14 protein-coding genes are annotated in these 15,917 nt (G+C 70.5%); 6 read left to right on the top strand and 8 right to left on the bottom strand.

Annotated elements, in window-relative coordinates; translation table 11 throughout:
* Positions 1-206: 206 nt before the first annotated feature.
* Together OHA05_RS33905 and OHA05_RS33900 are read left to right on the top strand one after the other, a co-directional pair.
* Positions 207-1,100 (top strand): LysR family transcriptional regulator, encoded by an 894-nt coding sequence (locus OHA05_RS33905; protein WP_328862668.1) that lies wholly within the window; start codon positions 207-209, stop codon positions 1,098-1,100.
* Between the two features lie 100 nt (positions 1,101-1,200).
* Positions 1,201-1,605 carry a DUF3662 domain-containing protein gene (locus OHA05_RS33900; protein WP_313942418.1) on the top strand — a complete coding sequence of 135 codons (405 nt, stop codon included), beginning with the start codon at positions 1,201-1,203 and terminating at the stop codon, positions 1,603-1,605.
* Between the two features lie 29 nt (positions 1,606-1,634).
* Here OHA05_RS33900 and OHA05_RS33895 read toward each other — a convergent pair whose 3' ends face one another.
* Together OHA05_RS33895 and OHA05_RS33890 are read right to left on the bottom strand one after the other, a co-directional pair.
* The gene (locus tag OHA05_RS33895) at positions 1,635-3,800 is read right to left on the bottom strand and encodes a SpoIIE family protein phosphatase (protein ID WP_328862667.1); all 2,166 of its coding nucleotides are present in this window, start codon (positions 3,798-3,800) and stop codon (positions 1,635-1,637) included.
* Between the two features lie 135 nt (positions 3,801-3,935).
* Complete coding sequence (locus tag OHA05_RS33890; RefSeq protein WP_391842656.1) at positions 3,936-4,382, bottom strand: DUF7144 family membrane protein; 447 nt, start codon at positions 4,380-4,382, stop codon at positions 3,936-3,938.
* Between the two features lie 390 nt (positions 4,383-4,772).
* On the opposite strand from OHA05_RS33890, the gene OHA05_RS33885 reads away from it, so the two are divergent.
* Positions 4,773-5,207 carry a DUF6003 family protein gene (locus tag OHA05_RS33885; protein WP_313942420.1) on the top strand — a complete coding sequence of 145 codons (435 nt, stop codon included), beginning with the start codon at positions 4,773-4,775 and terminating at the stop codon, positions 5,205-5,207.
* 128 nt (positions 5,208-5,335) lie between these two features.
* Here OHA05_RS33885 and OHA05_RS33880 read toward each other — a convergent pair whose 3' ends face one another.
* The 4 genes from OHA05_RS33880 to OHA05_RS33865 all read right to left on the bottom strand — a co-directional run bounded on the left by OHA05_RS33880 (position 5,336) and on the right by OHA05_RS33865 (position 9,374).
* Entirely contained in the window at positions 5,336-5,839 is a 504-nt protein-coding gene (locus OHA05_RS33880) for a DUF6328 family protein (RefSeq protein ID WP_328862666.1), read from the bottom strand.
* Positions 5,840-5,980: 141 nt separating this feature from the next.
* Positions 5,981-7,201, bottom strand: coding sequence for a sensor histidine kinase (locus OHA05_RS33875; protein ID WP_328862665.1), 1,221 nt, complete (start codon positions 7,199-7,201; stop codon positions 5,981-5,983).
* Complete coding sequence (locus OHA05_RS33870; protein ID WP_328862664.1) at positions 7,198-8,931, bottom strand: sodium/solute symporter; 1,734 nt, start codon at positions 8,929-8,931, stop codon at positions 7,198-7,200. Before OHA05_RS33870 ends, OHA05_RS33875 begins: the two co-directional genes overlap by 4 nt.
* 62 nt (positions 8,932-8,993) lie before the next feature.
* The gene (locus tag OHA05_RS33865; RefSeq protein WP_313942424.1) at positions 8,994-9,374 is read right to left on the bottom strand and encodes a hypothetical protein; all 381 of its coding nucleotides are present in this window, start codon (positions 9,372-9,374) and stop codon (positions 8,994-8,996) included.
* 452 nt (positions 9,375-9,826) lie between these two features.
* Between OHA05_RS33865 and OHA05_RS33860 the strand changes: the two genes are divergently transcribed.
* Positions 9,827-10,969 carry a glycoside hydrolase family 19 protein gene (locus tag OHA05_RS33860; RefSeq protein ID WP_328862663.1) on the top strand — a complete coding sequence of 381 codons (1,143 nt, stop codon included), beginning with the start codon at positions 9,827-9,829 and terminating at the stop codon, positions 10,967-10,969.
* Between the two features lie 223 nt (positions 10,970-11,192).
* Positions 11,193-12,368 (top strand): DUF3103 family protein, encoded by a 1,176-nt coding sequence (locus OHA05_RS33855; protein WP_328862662.1) that lies wholly within the window; start codon positions 11,193-11,195, stop codon positions 12,366-12,368.
* A gap of 77 nt (positions 12,369-12,445) precedes the next feature.
* On the opposite strand, the gene OHA05_RS33850 is transcribed toward OHA05_RS33855, so the two are convergent.
* Both OHA05_RS33850 and OHA05_RS33845 read right to left on the bottom strand, forming a co-directional pair.
* Complete coding sequence (locus OHA05_RS33850) at positions 12,446-13,678, bottom strand: PP2C family protein-serine/threonine phosphatase (protein ID WP_328862661.1); 1,233 nt, start codon at positions 13,676-13,678, stop codon at positions 12,446-12,448.
* Positions 13,678-15,270 carry a sensor histidine kinase gene (locus tag OHA05_RS33845; protein WP_328862660.1) on the bottom strand — a complete coding sequence of 531 codons (1,593 nt, stop codon included), beginning with the start codon at positions 15,268-15,270 and terminating at the stop codon, positions 13,678-13,680. Before OHA05_RS33845 ends, OHA05_RS33850 begins: the two co-directional genes overlap by 1 nt.
* A 197-nt stretch (positions 15,271-15,467) precedes the next feature.
* Here OHA05_RS33845 and OHA05_RS33840 point away from each other — a divergent pair, with 197 nt between their 5' ends.
* A complete protein-coding gene (locus OHA05_RS33840) occupies positions 15,468-15,899 on the top strand; it encodes a response regulator (protein WP_313942429.1) in 432 nt (143 codons plus the stop codon).
* Positions 15,900-15,917 lie beyond the last annotated feature (18 nt).

Raw genomic sequence — 15,917 nt, 5'->3', positions numbered from 1 at the left:
TGCCTGAGGTGATTAACGGCCAGTAACTTCGCAATGCCGCGTTGCATCCTGCGGCGGCCCGACGGCAGTGTCAACGCCCATCCGCCCATCCATGCCGCAGAGGTATGGTTGGCAACAGACGGTGCGTCAGATTTCATACGCGGCACGGGATTTGTTGACCTGAGTGCCTCTTTCAGGGCTCAGACCCGGAGGGCTAACGTCCGCACATGACCCCCACACTGCAACAGCTGCGATACCTCGTCGCCGTCGCTGACTGCCGCTCCATCACAGCCGCAGCGTGCTCCGTCTACATCGCCCAGCCCGCCCTCTCCCGGTCCATCCAGTCTCTGGAGCGGGATCTCGGCGTGACACTCCTGGACCGCAGGGGCCGGCGCGCGACCCTGACCGCCGAGGGCACCCGAGTCGTGCGTCTGGCGCGGACGGTTCTCGACGCCGTCGGAGCGATCGAGGACGTCGGCACGGCCCGCAGGAGTGCGCTGCGCGCCACCGTGAAAGTGGCCGCGACGCCTGCCCTCTGCGGTGTGATCGCCGCCGATCTCGTGCCCTCGTTCGTGGAGCGCCACCCGGAGATCGACGTACGGCTGCTCCGGCACGACAGCCGTGAGGCACTCGAGCGCGCCCTGGTCGACGGTGCGGCCGAACTGGGGCTGGTCCATCTGCCGGTGGACCAGGAGCTGTCGGCGTACCGCCTCCAGGACCGCGAGATCGTGCTGATCTCGCCACCGGGCTCGGAGCTGCCCGACCCGGTGCCGCTGCGGATGCTGGGCGGGCTGAGGGTGGTGCTCCCTCCCCTCGGTACGGGCCGGCGTACCGAGCTCGAAGCGATGTTCGGCCGGCTCGGTGTGCGCCCGCTGGCCGTGGCCGAGAACGATGAGCGAACGGCCCCACGGACGGGTGTCACGGAGGAACGCGGGTCGCTCATCGGATACCGGGACACGGTGTTCCGGGTGTTCCATCACCGGGTGGAGGTCCGCTCGTTCAGCCCGCCCCTCTTACGGCCGGTCGGTATCGCACACCAGCCCGGCCCGCTCAGTGCCGCCGCCCGCAGCTTTCTTGTCCACGCCCGGCACAGCGCACCGGCGGGAGCGCCCGCGTCGTAGACCTGCCGGCCGGATCGCACCGGTACCGAAGTACCGGCATCCGGGGAGAGCGCCGTTCCGGTGTGCGTGATCTACCGGTGTCACGGGCACGCGAAGTGTCATGGGACATCTGAAGCGGTGGGAGCAGGCCCTTGAGCGCTGGCAGGACGGGCTGCTCGCCAAGGTCATTCATCGGGACCCGGTGGAACTGGTCGACGCGCTGCGAGGCGAGTGCGACACCCATGCGGTGGTGTGCAGCCAGAGCCGCGTCGTCGTGCCCAACGCGTACGAGATCGAACTGACCCGCAGTGTGCACAAGGAGCTGCTGCGGCGCGTCGGGGAGGTCGGGCGGGCGCTGACGGACTCGCTCGCCCGCCATGGGGAGGCGCAGGGATACGAGTGGGCCGGTCCGCTGACCGTGCGCGTCACCACCTCGTCGGCGCAGTTGCCCAACGGCCGCTATCGGGTGGCCAGCCGGGCCATGCCCCATGTCCGCGCCGACGCGTTCCCCTCGACCACGAACTGAACGGCACGGTCAAGTCGGGCGGCCGGCGCTCACGCCGGCGCTCCCGGATCCCGCGACGCCGACGGTCCCGGATCCGCAGGCCGTTGCGACAGACGTTCCGCGGCTACGGGCGCGGGCAGCGGCTGTTCCGCCCAGATCGCCTTGCCCGTGGCCGTCAGGCGTGTGCCCCACCGTCGCGAGCACTGGGCCACCAGCAGCAGACCGCGTCCCCCTTCGTCGCTGTCGCGGGAACGGCGCAGATGCGGTGCAGTGGTGCTGTTGTCGAACACCTCGCACAGGAGCGAGTCGCCGTCGCGGATCAGACGCAGCACGACCGTGCCCGTGCTGTAGCGGATGGCGTTGGTGACCAGTTCGCTGACCATCAGCTCGGTCGTGAAGGCGAGGTCGTCCAGGCCCCAGGCGGCGAGCTGGCGGCCCGCCAGGGTGCGCGCGGTGGAGACGATCGCCGGGTCCAGCGGCAGGGTCCAGGTGGCGACGGAGTCGGACGTGAGGGAGCGGGTGCGCGCCAGCAGCAGAACGGCGTCGTCGTCCGCCCGGTGTGGCCGCACGGCGGCCACGGCCTCGTCGCAACTGTCCGCCAGGGTCCGTCCCGGGTGGCCGAGGACGCGCTGGAGCCGGCCCAGCGCGTCGTCGGAGGCCCGGCGGCCTTCGATCAGCCCGTTGGTGTAGAGAGCCAGCAGACTTCCCTCGGGCAGTTCCATCTCCGCGGCCTCGAAGGGCAGCCCACCGAGGCCGAGCGGGGGTCCGGCCCCGCCGTCCAGGACCTGCGTGTGCCCGTCGGGCCGGACGAGCACGGGCGGCGGGTGTCCGGCGCGGGCGAAGGTGCACAGCCGGGAGACGGGGTCGTAAACGAGGTACACACAGCTGGCGCCGGCATGCTGGTCGCTCGTCGCGTCGCCCGCGAGCCGGGTGCGTTCCTCGGTCATGCGGGCCATCAGGTCGTCCAGGCGCGACAGCACCTCGTCCGGCTGGAGGTCCATCGCGGCCAGTGTGGAGACGGCGGTCCGCAGCTGCCCCATGGTCGTGGCGGCCGCCAGGCCGTGGCCCTCGACGTCACCCACCACGAGCGCGACCCGGCCTCCGGACAGCGTGAGGAGATCGAACCAGTCCCCGCCGGCGTCATGACCGGGCAGATACCGGTGTGCGGTCTCCACGGCGGAGACTCGCGGCAGGGCGGGAGGCAGCAGCCCGCGCTGGAGCGTACGGGCGGTCGCGTGCTCACGCTCGTACCGGCGGGCGTTGTCCAGACTCAGGGCCATCCGGCCGGCCACCTCGGCGGCGATCGCGAGATCGTCCTCGTCGAACGGGTCGGAGTGATGGTTCCGCCGGACCACGGCCACGCCCAGCGCCACTCCGCGGGTGACGAGAGGCAGCACCAGGACGGAGCCGGATTCCTCGTCGGCCGGGCCGCGCCCGCCGGTGCCCGGGACGCCCGGATCGACACCGGGCTGCTGGATCAGCCGCGGCCGGTGATCGACGACGCTCTGGGTGTACGGAGTCGGCGGATCGAGGCTGATCAGCGGCATCGGACCGGCCTGATCACGGTCCGCGCCGGTGCTCTCCGCGTCGCGACGGGCGACACGTCTCAGCGGCAGGTGCGCTTCCACCGGCCCGGCCGGGGGCTCGCCTCCGCGCAGCACACAGTCGAACAGATCGACCGTCGCGGCATCGGCCAGCGCCGGGACCGCGAACCCGACGAACTCCTCTGCCGTGCCGGTCATGTCGAGCGTCCTGCCGATCCGCTCGCCGGCCTCGTTGAGCAGCATCACGCGGGTGCGGGCGCGGTACTGCCCCGTCACATCGGTGACCTCCGCCGCCACTCCGACCCGGTCGGCCGCGTCGCCCCGGCCCTGGAGCCGGAAGGCCGAGATGGACGCCACGTACTCGCGGGTCGGGTCGGTGGGCGGAAACCCGCGCTGCTCGAAGTCGATCACGGCTTTCCCGGTGTCGAGCACCCGCCTCAGCATCGCCTCGATCGCCTCGGTGTCGAAGCCGGGTATCACTTCCCCGAGGCGGCGGCCCGTGTTGTCCTCGACGGCCACCCCCCGCCATCCACGTGCCGCGCTGTTCATGCGGATGAGCCTGAGGTCCTTGTCGACCAGGTAGAGACCCGTGGGGGACTCGGTGAACAGCGCCTCCAGGAGGGCGTCGCTCCACTCACGTCCGGGAGGACGCGGCTCGATCGGGTCGCCCACTCCGCTCTCCTCCCTTCTCGGCCGCGGCCGGTTTCTTCATGGCCGCGGCCGGACACCCGGCCCGCTGACGAAACCGTCGTGGTGGCGAGCCGGGAAAGCAGGGGCTGACGGAGGCATGCCGCGCGAGGAGACCGGTCAGTGCGCCGAGGCCGAGGACTCCGAGTGGCGGGGTGCGCAGAGTGCCCAGATCACGAAGCCGTCGATGGCGATCAGCACCACGGCCCAGAACGGGGCGTACGGCAGCCACAGGAAGTTCGCCAGCATGGCCAGACCGGCGAGCGCGATACCGGCGACCCTGGCCCAGGTGGAGCCCTGGAAGAGCGCGAACCCGGCGATCACGATGACGATGCCCAGGATCATGTGGATCCAGCCCCACCCGGTGAGGTCGAACTGGAAGACGTAGTTGCGCGTGGCGACGAACACGTCGTCCTTGGCGATGGCGGCGATGCCCGCGAAGAGGGTCATGAGACCACCGAAGATCATCATGACGCCGGCGAACACCGTCCAGCCGGTGACGAACCCGCTGCTGGTGGAACTCCGTGACGTGGAGTGCGGTCGGGCCCCGCTCACATGACTGGTCATGGTCTGCTCCTTCACCCCGCTGCGAGGCCTCCCGGACGGGTTGCCGTAGGCCGATCGGGTTACTTCCACACTCCGCGTGTTCGCCACCGTTCGCACCTCGGGACACACGCCGCCACGGGCGCGCCACGCCCGGTGTCCGGGGCACGGGGGCGGCGCGGCCCGCACGTCCGCGGCCAGGGCGCCCAGCCCGCATGGGACCGCGTTGCCCCGCGGCCGGTCCGGATCCGCGACGAGAGCCCGACCTGCGGGGGCGCGGTGTCACCACGTGTCCGCTCGTTCCGCGGGTCCGGCCTCCGAGCGTGCCCCGCCCCGGTGGGGCGTGACGAGCCGCGCCGATTGCGGCGATAGCATCGGTGTCCGCTCGCTCTACGACAAAGGCGGTTCCGCACGATGGCTGACGAGGCCTGTCTCTTCCTGCTTCCCGACCGTTCTCCGCTGCTGGGGGCAGCGCTCGGCGCGGTCGGCGACCTGGAGTGCGTGGAGACCCCGGCGGTCCGCGGCTGGCTGGACGCCCACGGTGTGTCGGCCTCCTCCGAGCAGGTGCGGATCCTGCCGGGCGGTTCCGAGGTGTTCATTCCCGAGGACGTCGACCGGCTGCCCGTTCCGCTGAGCGAGGAGGAGACCTTCCGCGTGCATGAGCAGTGCGCTCCTCAGGCGGTGACCGACATGGAGAACGAGCTTCTCGGGTTCCGGGAGGTCACGCAGGACTGGGAAGCCCTGGTGCACCGCGCCCTGGCGGCCGGCGTCCCCGCTCCGCGCATCGCCCGCCTCACCGGTCTGGACCCCCAGGACATCGCCCGGCTCACCGGGGTCGCTCGGGCCTGACGGCCGGCCAGGTGGCTCGGTGGTCGCCGTCGGCACCGGGCACCGGGCACCGGGCACCGGGCACCGGGCACCGGGCACCGGGCACCGGGCACCGGGCGAGCCTCACTCGTTCCTGCGCCGCGACCCGTTCACGGGGCCGTGGTGTGCCGGCGCTTCGCCCACAGGGGCAGGACGAACCAGCAGAGCACGTACCAGGCGAACACGCCGCTGACGATCCAGGGGACGATGTGGTCGTGCGTGGCCGCCCGCAGGATCAGCAGGAGCGCCGAGACCAGCGTGGCCAGCAGCAGAAGCAGTCCGATGAACGTGAGCCGCGAAGCCCACTGCACCGCATGCGGTTTGATGCGTCGTCCGGAGACGATCCGGTGGAAGGCGACGGGCGCGATGAGGGCCCCCACGGCTGCCGCACCGAGCACCACAGTGATCATGTAAATGGTCTTGTCGGTGCCCGAGAGCGTCACGAACCGGGGAGTGAAGACGACCGTCAGCAGAAAGCCGAACATGATCTGCACACCGGTCTGAGCGACGCGTATCTCCTGGACGAGTTCGCCCCACTGCCGGTCGGCCCGCTCGTCCGGCGTCTCGTCACGGCCGTCAGATCTGACGGCGTCCTGCTGCGCTTCCGTCGCCATCGAGGTCCCCTCCCCATCGGTGAATGATCCATGTCCGCATCAGGTACCCGGGAATCCGCTGATCAGACCGCTGCGGTCGGCCCGGGCCCTCGCGCACGTACGACGGATCCCGGGCGCGGACGACGACGGCGCTCGGGCGGATCAGCCGGAGGAGCGGCGGCCGGCCGAAGAGTGCACGCCCGACCGGTACTTGGGGAGCCGCATCGTGATCTTCATGCCCGCACCGACACCGGTCTCGATGACGAGGCCGTAGTCGTCCCCGTACACCTGGCGCAGTCGCTCGTCGACGTTGGAGAGGCCGATGCCCGATGTCGCGGGCCGCTCCCCCGCGAGAATCGCGCGCAGCACGTCCGGGTCCATTCCCACGCCGTCGTCCTCGATGGTCACCATGGCCTCGGCACCGGCGTCCTGGGCGGCGATGGTGACCCGGCACTCGTTCCTGGAGTCCTCCAGGCCGTGTTTGACGGCGTTCTCGACGAGCGGCTGAAGGCAGAGGAACGGCAGCGTCACCGGCAGCACTTCGGGGGCGACCTGGAGGGTAACCTTCAGCCGGTCGCCGAACCGGGCCCCGGCCAGCGCCAGATACTGCTCGATGGACCGCAGTTCGTCGGCGAGGTTGGTGAAGTCGCCGTGCCGCCGGAAGGAGTAGCGGGTGAAGTCGGCGAACTCCAGCAGCAGTTCGCGGGCACGCTCGGGGTCGGTCCGGACGAACGAAGCGATCGCCGCGAGGGAGTTGAAGATGAAGTGCGGCGAGATCTGGGCCCGCAGCGCGCGGATCTCCGCCTCGATCAACCGGGTCCGGGACCGGTCCAGTTCGGCCAGCTCCAGCTGTACGGACACCCAGCGGGCCACCTCGGTCGTCGCCCGCACCAGCACCGCCGACTCCCGGGAGCCGTAGGCGACGAGCGCGCCGAGCACCCCCTCTTCACCGGTCAGCGGGGCGATCACCGCCCAGCGCAGCGGGCATTCCAGCTCGTCGCAGTCGGTGCGCACACTCATGCTGCGCCCCGACTCCAGCATCTCGGCGACGCGCTCCATCACCCGCTGTTCGTGATGATCGGCGGCCGGCCCGTCCCAGGCGAGCACGCTCTCCCGGTCGGTGAGACACAGCGCCTCGGTGCCGAGCAGGGAACGCAGCCGGCGGGCGGCCTTGCGGGCCGTGTCCTCGGTGAGTCCGGCCCGCAGGGGCGGTGCGGCGAGCGAGGCGGTGTGCAGGGTGTGAAAGGTGGCCCGTTCGACGGGTGTGCCCAGGTCGAGGTCCCTCTCCCCGCCACGGCGTGCGGTGAACCGGCCCACGACGACACCGATCACGAGGAGGACGACACCTGCGGCCGCGAGTGCGGCCAGTCCGGTCCCGGTCATCGCTCCGCTCCCTCCGGCTGGGGTCTGCCGACGAGATCCTCCGGCAGATGAAGTCGCGCCAGCATGGCGGTGGCCCCCGGCGGTATGTGGCGTGCGGTGGCGAGCGACACCAGCACCATGGTGAGGAAGCCGAGAGGTACGGACCAGACGGCCGGCCAGGCCATCAGGGTGTGCGGCCAGCCCTCGGGCGCGAGTCCGGCGCGGGTGGCCATCACCGCCGTGAGCGCCGTGCCACCGCCGATGACGAGGCCCGCCGCGGCGCCCGGCGGGGTGAGTTTTCGCCACCAGATGCCGAGCACCAGCAGCGGACAGAACGAGGACGCCGACACGGCGAACGCCAGGCCGACGGCATCGGCGACCGGGACGTTCGTGGCGACGACGCTCACGGCGAGTGGAACCGCCATGGCGAGCAGGGTCGCGAGCCGGAAGTGGCGTACGCCGCGTGAGGGCAGGACGTCCTGGGTGATCACGCCCGCGACGGACATGGTCAGCCCGGACGCGGTGGACAGGAAGGCGGCGAACGCGCCGCCCGCGAGCAGCGCACCCAGCAGATCGCCCGCGATCCCGCCGACGACTCGCTCCGGAAGCACCAGCACGGCGGCGTCCGCGTCCCCGGTGAGGGCGAGTTCGGGTGCGTAGATCCGGCCGAGTGCGCCGTACACGGGAGGCAGCAGATAGAACGCGCCGATCAGCCCCAGCACGACGAGCGTGGTGCGGCGCGCGGCGCGTCCGTTGGGACTCGTGTAGAAGCGGACGGCCACATGCGGGAGGCCCATCGTGCCGAGGAAGGTGGCGAGGATGAGCCCGTACGTCGCATACAGGTGATAGCCGTCGCGGCCGCCGGACAGCGGCTGCGACCAGCTCGCCGGATCGTCGCCGGTGAAGGCCCGTTCGGGCACCTCCGCGCCTTCGGGGAAGCCGAGGCGGGTACCGGCGTCGATCCGGTGGGTGCCCTCGCCGAGGGTGACGGTGCGGTTGTCGTACGCGGTGCCGTCGATCTCCCCGCGGACCGTGAGGCTGAGCGGCTCCTCCAGTTCCACGCGTACGGTGTCGCCCACCCGGACGACGGTGTGCTCGCGCAGCAGCGCGGGCGCGTCGAAACGCGCTCGCGGGGCATCGTCGTGGGCCCAGGCCGCGACGAGGAAGAGCGCGGGCACCAGCAGTGCGGTGAGTTTGAGCCAGTACTGGAAGGCCTGGACGAAGGTGATGCTGCGCATACCGCCCGCCGCGACCGCCCCGGTGACGACGACGGCCACGACGAGTCCGCCCACCCAGTCGGGTGCGCCGGTGAGGATCTCCAGGGTGAGTCCCGCGCCCTGGAGTTGGGGCAGGAGATAGAGCCAGCCGATACCGACGACGAAGAGGCTCGCGAGCCGGCGCACGGCGGCGGACTCCAGCCGGGCCTCGGCGAAGTCGGAGAGGGTGTAGGCCCCGGAACGGCGGAGGGGCGCGGCCACCAGTACCAGCAGGACGAGGTAGCCGGCGGTGTATCCCACCGGGTACCAGAGCATGTCCGGCCCCTGGAGCAGCACCAGTCCCGCGATGCCGAGGAAGGAGGCGGCGGAGAGGTATTCACCGCTGATGGCCGCCGCGTTGAGGCCGGGTTTCACCGTGCGTGAGGCGACGTAGAAGTCCGAGGTGGTGCGCGATATTCGCAGCCCGAGCGCGCCGATGAGCACCGTGGCGAGCACCACCACGGTGACGGCGGTGACCGCGTAGGTCTGGTTCATCTCCGCCCGCCCGGCCGCCGTGCGCCGGTCCGGTCACCGGGCCCTGCCGTCCGCGGCACCCGTCAGCGTCCTTCGACGAGCCGGGTGAAGTCCTCTTCGTTGCGCTCGGCCCGGCGGACGTACCAGCGGGCCGTCAGCCACATCACGGGGTAGACGGCGAGGCCGAGTGCCGCCCAGACGAACGGTTCGGGCGAGGCCAGGGTGCCGTCGAACACGGCCGGGAGCGCGAACAGCAGGGGCAGCGAGCCGACGAGCAGGGCAAGGGTGCCGAGTGCGTAGAGCGCGGCCCTCAGCTGGCTGCGCATGAGAGAGCGCACATAGGTGGCGCCGAGGGTTGTCTGCTCGCTGATCTCGGAGCGGGCGGGCGCGTGGCCGGGGGCCCGCCGGGCGCTGCGCGGTACGCCGGTGACGACTTCACGTCGGGGGTGTTGCTCTGCAGACATCGTCGTCCGCTCCAGCGTCTCTCGTCGGGCTCGGGGGAGATGTGGAGTCTACGCAGGAGCGATTACCGACGGTAGACACAGAACGGACGGCGATACGGAACCGGAAGCGTCCCTACCGTCCGGGGTGCGGACGAGCGCTACACGCCCTGGAGGCGGAGGGCCCAGGAGTACCGCCCGGGGACGTCCGCGACTTCACGTTCCGGAGGCATGCCGGGGGTTTCAAGCCACATACAGGGCAGGGTTGTTCAACTATTGACTGCATCCGAGGCCGCTGCCATGGTCTGGACCAGGCGCCAGCCCCGCTTCCCCGCGCGACAGCCCCGCACTCCTGAGTCCCACCCCTCCACCGGTCCCCAGCCGCATGTCCGGCATGCCCGCCGAGCCCGCGCGTCCCCCATGGCGCGGGACCGGCGGCCCATGGTGTGCGGCTCGCGAAAAGGAGACAGACAACGATGTCCCTCATTCCGCTCGCGCGTCTTCTCCCGAGACGCCGCTCGTTGGGACGATCCGCCGCCGCCCTGGCGATCGCGGCCGTGTTCACCGCCTTGTTCACCGCCCCAGCCCAGGCCGCGGACGGCCGGATCAGCGGGCTGGGCGGCAAGTGTGTCGACGTGGCCGGGGCGAGCAACGCCAACGGGACGCCCGTGCAGCTCTACGACTGCAACGGCAGCAACGCGCAACGGTGGTCCCTCCCGGGCGACGGCACGGTCCGGGCACTCGGCAAGTGTCTCGACATCGTCGACCGCGGCACGGCGGACGGTTCACTCGTCCAGCTGTGGGACTGCGCCGGCACGCCGAACCAGCAGTGGGTCGTGTCCGGCGCCAACGACATCGTCAACCCCCAGGCGAACAAGTGCCTGGACGTCCGCGACCGCAGTACGGCCAACGGCACCCGGCTCCAGATATGGACGTGTTCGGGCCAGTCGAACCAGAAGTGGTCGGCGCCCGGTAGCGGCGGTGGCGACCCGCAGCCCGGTGGCTTCGTGGTCAGCGAGTCCCAGTTCAACCAGATGTTCCCGGGCCGGAACTCCTTCTACACCTACAGCGGCCTGACCGCCGCCCTCAGCGCCTACCCCGGCTTCGCCAACACCGGCAGCGACACCGTGAAGAAGCAGGAAGCCGCCGCCTTCCTCGCCAACGTCTCCCACGAGACCGGCGGACTGGTCCACGTCGTCGAGCAGAACACCGCCAACTACCCGCACTACTGCGACTGGAGCCAGCCCTACGGCTGCCCCGCCGGCCAGGCCGCCTACTACGGCCGCGGCCCCATCCAGCTCAGCTGGAACTTCAACTACAAGGCCGCCGGCGACGCACTCGGCATCGACCTGCTCGGCAACCCCTGGCAGGTCGAACAGAACGCCGCCATCGCCTGGAAGACCGGCCTCTGGTACTGGAACACCCAGAACGGCCCCGGCACCATGACCCCCCACAACGCCATGGTCAACCAGGCCGGCTTCGGCCAGACCATCCGCTCCATCAACGGCTCCCTGGAATGCGACGGCAAGAACCCCGCCCAGGTCCAGAGCCGCGTCACCAAGTACCAGCAATTCACCCAGATCCTCGGCGTCGCCCCCGGCGGCAACCTGTACTGCTGAGATCCGTACGCCCGACGAACACGGCGCGGCCCGGGATTCCCGGGCCGCGCCTTCGCGTCCCACGAATCTCACGGACCGTCAGGTATTGGACACGCAAGCCCTCTTGTCGCCTTGGCATGACACCGTCATTCTTGTCGGCGGGCCGGGTTCTACCCGCATAGACAACCGGCCGCACCTCGCACGTCCCTGCACAGGCTCACCCCCCACCTCACAGGAGACTCGCGTGACCAAGCACCGGTACCGGTACAGAACGACCGTCGTGTGTGCCGCTCTCTCCGCTCTCAGCCTCCTCGCCGTCCCGGCCGTCTCGGCCGCGGCAACCGCCCCAACCTCCTCCGCGGAGCGCACGGCCCCCTCCTCCGCACACCCGGCGGACGGCATACGCGCCCACGCCGTCACCGGCATCGAGGACCGTACGGCCCGAACGCTCGCCGCGTCCCTCGGCCGGCCGGCCTGGCGAACCGCGATACGAAACGCCGCCCTCGCCTCCCCCGCGGTGACGCTCGGCTCGCTCGTCGACAAGCCCGGCTCACCTGCCGCCGAGAGCCTGAAGTCCGCCATCGCCGATGCCGACCGCGACCTCGCCCGGGCCAAGGGACTCCGCGCCGGTACGGGCTCGCTCCTGCAACTGCGCCTCGGCGACAGCTCCATGCGCCGGGCCCTCGGGGCAGGAGCCGAGCCCCTGGTGGCCGCCGCGCCCTCCGACGACGACACCACCGCCGTCACCGCCTACGACAGCCGCGGCCGCACCCACCTGCTGGACATGCGGAAGATCCCCGACCGCCCCGTCTATGTGATCGACCTCGACGGTGACAAGGCCGTGGCCGCGGGCATGGCCGTCCTGCGCGAGCAGTTCGCCGCCCATGGCCTCAATGGCCCGGCGGCAGCACCGGCAGCCGCCACCGCGAACGGATTCTGGACCAGCCGCATCTCCTCGGTCCGGCTGTCCGACGACGAGGAGCCGTGGGTCAAGGGTGACGCCGAGATCTACTCCCTGGTGACCGGATTCGGCCTCGACGGCAAGGTGCGCGTCGACCCGGTCGACATGCCGTACCTCGACGAGGACGGGAAGACCTACAGCCCCAACCAGATCCTGGTCAACTGGTCGTCCTACAAGTACAACCTCGCCGACGTGGTGATGATGGAGGAGGACGGCAGTACCAACTACCGGGCCCTCGCGACGGCCATCGCCGGTGTCCTGCTCACCATCGCCGACCTGGGCGCGTACATTCCCCTGGTCAACGCCGTCCTGGACGCCATGCCCGACGACTGGTGGACCGACGATCCGGACTACGTGGACTCCTGGTACACACTCGCCCAGTCGCTGTCCGGCTCGTCCGGCGGCGCTCGGGGCAACGGCTCGATGACGTTGGAGCCCTACTGGGTCTCCGGCTTCTAGCGTCAGTCGGACGCTCCGGTCCGCCCGCCTCTTCGGGGGGACGGACCGGGGCTCCTTCGGCCGGTCCTGCGACCGCGTCACCTGCTCGTGGTACCGCCCGGCAGGGTCGGCGGCCCGGGCTGCGCGCCGACCCGTGCGGTCGCCCAGTCGAGGCGGAGGATGGCCAGGTCGTCCGTGTGGCGCCCGGCGTTGAGCTCGCTGACAGCGGCGATCAGCCGGTCGAGATGACTGTCCGGGTCGTCCGAGGACAGGCGGTTGATGAGCGCCAGGAGCCCGTCCGGACCGAGTCGGTCGCCGCCCTCGCCCGCATGCCCTTCGAACAGGCCGTCGGTGTACAGGGTCAGGGTGCCCACCCGGGGAAGCCGCAGGGTGGTCGGGGGCCAGTGTTCGACTCCGGGTGCGATGCCCAAGCCGATCCCGTGCTGGGCCACGACCTCCCCGGTCGCGCCGGAATCCGTGAGCAGCGGTTCGTGGTGGCCCGCGAGGTGGATCGTGGCCGTGCTCGCGGACAGGTCGAGGGTGACCAGCGAGCAGGTCGCGAACATGTCGGTCTGGGCGCGTTCGGCCACCAGCATCCGTTCGAGCAGACGCAGCAGTTCGTGGCCCCCGTGGCCGCCCAGGACCAGTGCGCGCCAGGTGATGCGCAGGCAGACCCCCAGAGCGGCCGCGTCGGGACCGTGACCGCTGACATCGCCGATGACCGCGTGCACGAGTCCGTCGTCGGTCTCGACGACATCGAGGAAGTCGCCGCCCAGCAGGGCGCGTTCACGGCCTGGCAGATAGCGGCTGGTCGCCGTGACGACGGGGGTCCCGGCGATGCCGAGCATGGGCTGCGGGAGCAGGCCGCGCTCCAGCCGGGCGTTCTCCTGCGCGCGCAGATGTCCGGCCTGGAGGTCGGCACCGGCGCGTTCGGTCTGCTTTCGCTGTACGGCGTAGCGCACTGCTCGCTGCAACAGCTCGGGCTCGACCTTGTCCTTGACCAGATAGTCCTGGGCGCCCGCCGCCAGCGCGTCGGCGCCGGCCTGCGACTCGGCCAGACCGGTCAGGACGATGACGGCCGCCTCCGGCGCCGCCTCCAGGATCGCCGACACACCGCTCAGCCCCACCGCGTCCGGCAGATGCAGATCCAGCAGGACGCAGTCGACCGCCCGGCCCTCCAGCTCGGTCCGCGCCTCACTCAGCGTCTTGTGCCACAGGAGTGTGTACGCGAGCTCGGTGTCGGCGAGGTATTCGCGCACGAGTACCGCGTCTCCCGCGTCGTCCTCGACGAGCAGGATGCGGTAGTGGGGATCGGGCGAGCCGGCTGGCATCACGGTCTCGGTTCTCCGGTGGTGTCGTCGCCCTCGACGGGTGTGTGGACAGGAAGGGTGAAGAGGATCCGCGTCCCCTTGCTGTGCGTGGTGTCGATGGCAATGGTGCCGCCGTGGAATTCCACGATCTTCTTGCACATGGCAAGGCCGATACCACTGCCGGGATAGGCGTCCTTGGTATGCAGACGCTGGAAGATGACGAAGACCTTGTCCGCGAACTCCGGGCTGATACCGATGCCGTTGTCGGTGACCGCGAATCTCCACAGATCGCCGTCGCGCTCCGCCTCGACGTGAATGCGCGGTTTCCGCTCGGGGCTACGGAATTTCACCGCGTTGGCGATCAGGTTCTGCCACAGCATGCCCAGCTGCGTGGCATCCCCCACGACCGTGGGCAGCGGATCGCGGGTGATCTCCGCCCCGGACTCCTCGATGGCGACGCTCAGTGCCTCCACGGTGCGGTCGGCGATCGTGTCCAGTTCGACGACGTCCTGCTGGTTGTGGATGCGCCCGACGCGGGAGAACGCCAGCAGATCGTTGATGAGCCGCTGCATGCGGTTGGCGCCGTCGACGGCGAAGCCGATGTACTGGTCCGCCCGGTCGTCCAGTTGCCCGGCGTACCGGCGCTGCAGGAGCTGAGTGAAACTCGACACCTTCCGCAGCGGCTCCTGGAGGTCGTGCGAGGCGACGTAGGCGAACTGTTCCAGTTCGGCGTTGGAGCGCCGCAGGTCGGCCGCCTGCTCGTCCAGCAACCGCCGTGACTCCTCGGCGAGGCCGAGCTCGTCCGACAGGCGTTGCCGCATCGCTTCCACGTCTTCGGCCAGCCGGCGAAGGTCGGCGGGCCCGGTCGCGGTGATGGCGTGATCGAATCTGCCCTCGGTGACGAGCCGTACGTCCCTGCCGAGCCGTGCCAGCGGGTCGGTGATGCCCCGCCGCAGCCCTTCGAAGACCAGCCCGGCCAGCACCAGGATCACCAGGCCGATCGCGATGAACACACCGTTGCGCAGTTCGGTCGCCCGGTCGAGGTCGGAGCCGGCCGCGGTCCGCGCGTCCTGGAGGTAGTCCTGCTGCCGGCTCATCGCCTGTCGAAGAGCGTCGAACGTGCTCTTGCCCTCCTCGGCCCGCTGGGTGGCGAGTGTCACAGCGGGACCGGAGGCTGCGGCCGCGATCGGGCGGGCGATCCGCTCCTGCCACTTCTCCACCTGCACCAGCACCGTGTCCAGGTCGGCCTGCGCGCGTTCGTCGCCGCGGACCAGCGGATGCAGTCGGTCCCGGGCCGCCTTCTCGTCGGCCAGGCCCTTCGTGTACGGACCGAGGAACTGCTGATTGCCGGCCAGTCCGTAACCGCGTACGCCTGTCTCCTGGTTGAGGAGCGCCGCTTCCAGCCGCACGGAGTTGATCAGCGCGGGCGAGCGGACGTCGACCAGCTGATGGGTGAGGTCCGAGGTACGGCCCATCGTCCATATCCCGATGGTTCCGAGCACCGCCAGCACCGCCAGGGCCGCTCCCACACCCACCCGCAGCCACCGCCGGGTGGTCCAGGTCGCCCACCCGCGGCCCCCGCCGGGTCTGTCCCCGGTTTGCTCTGTCACCACGCTGTTCTGCCCTCCGCTTGGCCGCTGTCCGAGCCCCCGCGGCAGGCGCCACTTTAGCTGCTGTACGACAACTGTTGTTGTTCTCCGTTGTGCCGCCCGCCTAAGGTGAGGTTGCCTGCTGCCGCAGGCGGGAACCGGTTACGGCGAACACTCGCCACCGCCCCGAGCACCACCCACCGACCGCACCGGAGCCGATGATGATGACCGCCACCGCACGCCCTTACGACGTGCTGCTGGTCGAGGACGACCTCGCCGACGCCATGCTCATCGGGGACGCTCTCTCCGAACGCGGTGCCCGCAACCTCACCCAGGTCGAGGACGGCATGGCCGCGCTGGACTACCTGCGCAATTCCGAGAACCCGAAGCCCGATCTGATCGTGCTCGATCTCAACATGCCTCGCATGAACGGCCGGGAACTGCTCGCCATCATCAAGGAGGACCAGGCCCTGCGCACCATCCCGGTCGTCGTCCTGACCACGTCGGCCGCCCCCGACGACGTCACGGGCGCCTACCAGAGCCACGCCAATGCGTATGTGACGAAGCCGGTCAATCTCGACGACTTCAACCGGGCCGTGCAGAGTATCGACGCGTTCTACCTCGACACCGCGACGAAGCTCCCCCGGGAATAGCAGGGCCCCCGGCCCCTC

Origin of the sequence: Streptomyces sp. NBC_00306 (genome assembly GCF_036169555.1) — a bacterium.
GTDB classification, from domain to species: Bacteria; Actinomycetota; Actinomycetes; order Streptomycetales; family Streptomycetaceae; genus Streptomyces; species Streptomyces achmelvichensis.
Note: the sequence above shows the minus strand (reverse complement) of the source record. Positions and strands in the feature narration are given on the sequence as shown.